This is a genomic window from Halorubrum sp. Ea8 (assembly GCF_002252925.1).
Classification (GTDB): Archaea; Halobacteriota; Halobacteria; order Halobacteriales; family Haloferacaceae; genus Halorubrum.
The window spans coordinates 127,753-132,792 of sequence record NZ_NHPF01000068.1 but is presented as its reverse complement, the minus strand read 5'-3'; the positions used below and the strand labels follow the sequence as shown (position 1 = coordinate 132,792).

The 5,040-nt window shown below is 66.2% G+C and carries 4 protein-coding genes; 3 read left to right on the top strand and 1 reads right to left on the bottom strand.

Features of this window, described 5'->3' with window-relative positions:
• Window positions 1-24 precede the first annotated feature (24 nt).
• Window positions 25-1,158, bottom strand: a complete 1,134-nt coding sequence (locus DJ74_RS06345) for an ABC transporter ATP-binding protein (RefSeq protein WP_094526695.1) — start codon at window positions 1,156-1,158, stop codon at window positions 25-27.
• 209 nt (window positions 1,159-1,367) lie between these two features.
• On the opposite strand from DJ74_RS06345, the gene DJ74_RS06340 reads away from it, so the two are divergent.
• Genes DJ74_RS06340 through DJ74_RS06330 form a run of 3 tightly spaced genes read left to right on the top strand, consistent with a single transcriptional unit; the run spans window position 1,368 to window position 4,759 of the window.
• Entirely contained in the window at window positions 1,368-2,678 is a 1,311-nt protein-coding gene (locus DJ74_RS06340; RefSeq protein ID WP_170938275.1) for an extracellular solute-binding protein, read from the top strand.
• 21 nt (window positions 2,679-2,699) lie between these two features.
• Complete coding sequence (locus DJ74_RS06335; RefSeq protein WP_094524814.1) at window positions 2,700-3,695, top strand: carbohydrate ABC transporter permease; 996 nt, start codon at window positions 2,700-2,702, stop codon at window positions 3,693-3,695.
• The gene (locus DJ74_RS06330) at window positions 3,692-4,759 is read left to right on the top strand and encodes a sugar ABC transporter permease (protein WP_094524813.1); all 1,068 of its coding nucleotides are present in this window, start codon (window positions 3,692-3,694) and stop codon (window positions 4,757-4,759) included. The genes DJ74_RS06335 and DJ74_RS06330 overlap by 4 nt, the downstream gene beginning before the upstream one ends.
• Window positions 4,760-5,040: the final 281 nt, after the last annotated feature.

The following is a 5,040-nucleotide window of genomic DNA, read 5'->3' as shown; positions in this document are numbered from 1 at the left end:
CACGGCCGCGTACGAAGAACCGCCTCAGGCGACCGCGGCCTCGACCTCCTCGTCCGTGAGGAACACGTCTTCGCCCGTCTCGGCGTCGAACAGGTGGACGTGTTCCTCCTCGAAGACGACTCCGACCTCGTCTCCGGCCTCCGGCTTGACGTTCGCCGGCGCGCGAGCGAGGAAGTCGTCGTTGACGGAGAGGTGGACGTAGTTGTCGGAGCCGATCGGCTCGACGACCTCGACGGTCGCGGTGAGCGTCTCGTCGCCGGTGGGTTCCTCGACGATCCCGATGTTCTCGGGACGGATTCCGAGCGTGTACGGACCGCCTTCGAGCTCGTGGCCCGCCACGTACTCGCGGCTGAGCGCGAGCGCGAGCCCGGCGTCGCCGTCGCGGATCGTCGCCGTCGTCCCGTCGGTGTCGACGTCGACGTCGATGAAGTTCATCGACGGCGAACCGATGAAGCCGGCGACGAACTCGTTGACCGGGTTCTCGTACACCTCGGTGGGCTCGCCCACCTGCTGGAGCTTCCCGTCGTTCAGGATCGCGAGGCGGTCGCCCATCGTCATCGCCTCCTCTTGGTCGTGGGTGACGTACATCGCCGTGACGCCGAACTCCTTCTGGAGCTTCTGGATCTCCGCGCGCATCTCGGTGCGGAGCTTCGCGTCGAGGTTCGAGAGTGGCTCGTCGAACAGGAACACTTCGGGCTCGCGGGCGATGGCGCGACCGAGGGCGACGCGCTGCTTCTGCCCGCCGGAGAGCTCGTCCGGCTTGTCGTCGAGCAGGTCCGCGATCCCCATCATCTCGGCCATCTCGGTCACGCGCTCGTGCCGTTCCTCAACCGTCATGTCGGTGCTCATTTTGAGCCCGAACGCCATGTTCTCCATCACCGTCTTGTGGGGATACAGGGCGTAGTTCTGGAACACCATCGCGACGGGTCGGTCCGTCGCGTGGATCTCCGTGACGTCCTCGTCGTCGAAGTTGACGGTCCCCGACGTGGGCTCCTCCAGTCCCGCGACCATCCGCAGCGTGGTGGTCTTCCCGCAGCCCGACGGCCCGACGACGGTCACGAACTCGCCGTCGTCGATCTCCAGGTCGAGGTCGTCGACGGCGACGATGGTCCCCCGATCGAACTCCTTCCGGAGCGTGTCGAGCGTTACTCTTGCCATTTACTGGCAAAGGGCGCTTCCCGCATATTAGTTCTTCGCTGTTTTCTTGATATGTGAGGAACAATCTCATCTCAAATGTGTGACCGAGGCGCGCCTGACGGCCGAGCCGCGGATCGCCGGAGAGAACGGTGCGAGGAGGCCACGGCATCGACCCCCCGATCCCAAAAACTAAATGTATGAATATGTAATTCATCGTTTGTTGTAGTCACATGAACGAGAAACGCAGGACGCTACTCAAGACGATGGGGGGAAGTACCGCGCTCGCGGCGCTCGCGGGCTGTATCAGCACGGACAGCGGCGACGGCGGAAGCGGCGACGGGTCCGACGGGTCGGACGGATCCGACGGGAGCGACGGCGGAAGCGACGACGGCTCCGACGGGTCGGACGACCAGAACACCGGCACCGCGGCGCTGTGGACCGACCTCTCCGACGGCGAGGACGAGGCGATGTCCGGGTACGTCGATGACTTCGAGTCGGAGACGGGCCACACGATCAACAGGGAGGCGCCCGGCGGCGAGCTCGACCAGCAGCTCGAGACCGCGATCCCGTCCGGAAACGGACCCGACTCGTGGATCTGGGCGCACGACTGGATCGGCCGGTTCGCGGTGCGCGAGGAGCCGCCGTTCCTCTACGACGCGAGCGACGACGTCGACGTGTCGCTCGACTCCTACTCCGGGGCCGCACAGCAGGCCGTGCAGTACGACGGCGCCCTCCACGGGCTACCCTTCGCCTCCGAGACGGTCGCGCTGTACTACAACAAGGACATGGTCGACGAGGCGCCGGCGACCGTCGAGGAGATGGTCTCGATCATGGACGAGTTCCACGACCCCGGCAACGGCCAGTATGGGCTCTCGTACCCCGTCGCGAACCCGTACTTCGTGAGCGGCTACGTCCAGGCGTACGGCGGCAACATCTACGACGAGGAGAACCGGGAGGTCACCCTCGACAGCGACGCCTGTAAGGAGGGGATGGACGCCCTCGAGACGCTGTCCGACTACGTCCCGGCGGACCCGGGTTACGAGTCGCAGATCGTCGCGTTCGCTGACGGCGCCGCACCGTTCGCCGTCAACGGCCCGTGGGAGCTCGCGAACCTCCAGAGCGAGATCGATAACCTCGGCGTCGCGCCGCTCCCGGCGGTCGACGGCAACAACCCGCGGTCGTACTCCGGGATCCAGACCATCTACTTCAGCGCCATGTTGGACGACGCCGACCAGTCGACGGTCGACGCGATCACTCGGTTCGCCGAGTGGTACACCACGAACGAGGAGGTCGTCGAGACCAACGCCAAAGAGCAGGGGTACATCCCCGTGCTGAGTTCCGTGATCGAGGGCGGGGACTTCCCGGCCGAAGTCGAGGCGTTCGCCCAGCAGGTCGACCGCGGCGTGCCGACCCCGACCCACCCCGACATGAACAGCGTCTGGACGCCGCTGACCGAGGCCTTGACGCGCGTTTTCAACGGCGACCAGGAGAGCGGCCCCGCGCTCGACCAGGCCGCGTCCGAGATCCGGGAGAACCTGTAGGCACTCTCCCAGCTAGTCATCATGGCTTCCTCACAGACCGGCACCGGCGCGAGCGGGCTCGCACGACTCCGAGCGGCGGTGCCGTTCTCCAACCGCGACTGGGGGCTGCTCCTCGTGATACCCGGCGTTATCCTCTTTTCGAGCTTCATGCTGTATCCGATATTCTACCTCTTTTACATCTCGCTGACCGACGCGACGTTCGCCGGATCGGTGATCGGCGGCGGCGCGGAGCTGATCGGCTTCGACAACTACGTGCGGCTGCTCGGCGACTCGCAGTTCTGGACGTCGATGTCGACCACGTGGCTCTTCGTCGCCGTCTCGCTCGTGGTCAAGGTGTTCGTCGCGGTCGGCATCGCCCTCCTGTTGAACCACGCGCGCGTCGTCGGCAAGCGCTACATGCGCGCGGCGGTGATCGTGCCCCTCGGGTTCCCCGGGATCTTCACGATCACCGTCTGGCGCGGGATGTTCAGCGACGCCCGGTTCGGCGTGTTCAACACGATACTCGGGCGGTACAACGGCGTCATGTCGTCGCTGTCGGCGCCCGAATTCCTCCTGTTCGACGTCCCGATCGGCTTCCTCAGCGGCCGCTGGGAGGCGTTCTTCGCGTACGTCACCACCGAGGTGTGGCTGGCGTACCCGTTCATGGTGATCATCATCGTGAGCGCGCTCCAGGACGTGCCGCGCGAGCTCCACGAGGCGGCGATGGTCGACGGGGCCGGCTTCCTCCAGCGGTTCCGCACCGTGACGCTGCCCGCCATCAGGCGGCCGGTGCTGTTCGCGTCGATCCTCACCGGCGCGACCGCGTTCCAGCAGTTCCTGATCCCGTGGGTGTTCAACCGCGGGGGACCGGCCCGACAGAACGAGCTGATCATCGTCTACGGCTACCGCGAGGCGATCAGCTTCAACGAGTTCGGGCTCTCGGCCGCGATCCTCATCGTCGCGATCGGATTCATCGGCGTGTTCATGTACGCCGCCGTGCGCTACGGCGGCCTCGCCGAGGGGGTAGGTGAGCGATGAGCGCCCTCGCCTCCGTCCTGGCGCTGCTCCGCGCGAAGCTCCTCGGGCTCGCGACCGCTCCGAAGCGGTTCGCCGTGACGGTCCAGCGGGCCGTCTACGACCTCCGGACCGGGAAGCGGACGCCGTGGGACGTCGGGAAGAGCGTCCTGATGACCCTGTTCGGGCTGGCGATGGTGTTAATCCTCCTCTTCCCGCTGTTCTGGATCTTCACCGCGTCGCTCGCGGAAGGGACCCGGCTGTTCAACACCAGCGGGATCTTCCCCGACCCGACGACGTACAACCTCGACGCCTACCGGTGGGTGCTGTTCGAGTCCAACTTCTTCTTCGTCGACGGCGACTGGGGGTACCCGCAGCTCGTCATCGGCGGCGGGAGCGGGCTCGTTCCGCTCGGCTTCCGGTGGGTCGGGACCGACACCGGTCCCGGCGCGGTGTTCAACAGCCTCTATCTGGTCAGCGTGACGATCGCCGCCGGCTTCGGGATGATCGTGCCGGCGGCGTACGCGTTCTCGCGGCGACAGTTCGTCGGCCGGAAGCGGATCCTCTACGGCTACGTCCTGTTCACGCAGATCGGCGCGGGCCTCTCGATCGCGACGCTCGTGGCGCTGTACTCGCTGTTCAGTTCGTACGGGCTGACGAACAACCTGTTCGTCCTCGGGCTGTTCTACGCCGCCGGCGCGATCCCGTTCAACACCTGGCTGCTGAAGACGTACATGGACAACATCCCGGTCTCCTACGAGGAGGCGGCGATGGTCGACGGCGCGAGCTTCCTCCAGACGATCCGGGAGGTGATCATCCCGCTGACGAAGCCGGGGCTCGCGGTCGTGCTCATCTTCGTCTGGCTCGCCGGGTGGAACGAGTTCATCATCGCGCAGACGCTGCTCTCGCCGGAGAACTACCCGCTCTCGGTGGAGCTGTACAACCTCGCGACGGAGGGGCGGTTCTCCACGCCGTGGACGCGCTTCGCGGCGTTCGCGAACCTGTTCGCGCTCCCCGTCGCGATCGTCTACTTCGCGGCGCAGCGCTCCGTCGAGGACGGCCTCTCGTTCGGCGGCATGGAGGGGTAAGCGGACCTCGGTCCGTCCCATTCCGTCCTGCGACTTTCTCGTTTCGCGGTTTCTCGCGTTGAACGGTCTCGATTCGGCGATCGGACTGATCTCTGTCACGCCTCCCCGATCTCGTTGCTCACTCCGTTCGCGACTCCCTCGCGCGTGCGATAGCCGGCGCTACGCGCCGGCGACGCCACCGCAGCCCGCTTATAAGCGGTTCCGCCGATCGACGTACCGTCCCTCTCAGAGGCCGCCGTCGCCGACAACGCCTTCAAGTGCGCGCTCGTCCGACCGGAGGG

Excerpts from the sequence above, each read along its gene's own strand:
- DJ74_RS06330 (WP_094524813.1), top strand. The coding sequence starts at position 3,692 with ATGAGCGCCCTCGCCTCCGTCCTGGCGCTGCTCCGCGCGAAGCTCCTC.
- DJ74_RS06335 (WP_094524814.1), top strand. The coding sequence starts at position 2,700 with ATGGCTTCCTCACAGACCGGCACCGGCGCGAGCGGGCTCGCACGACTC.
- DJ74_RS06340 (WP_170938275.1), top strand. The coding sequence starts at position 1,368 with ATGAACGAGAAACGCAGGACGCTACTCAAGACGATGGGGGGAAGTACC.
- DJ74_RS06345 (WP_094526695.1), bottom strand. The coding sequence starts at position 1,158 with ATGGCAAGAGTAACGCTCGACACGCTCCGGAAGGAGTTCGATCGGGGG.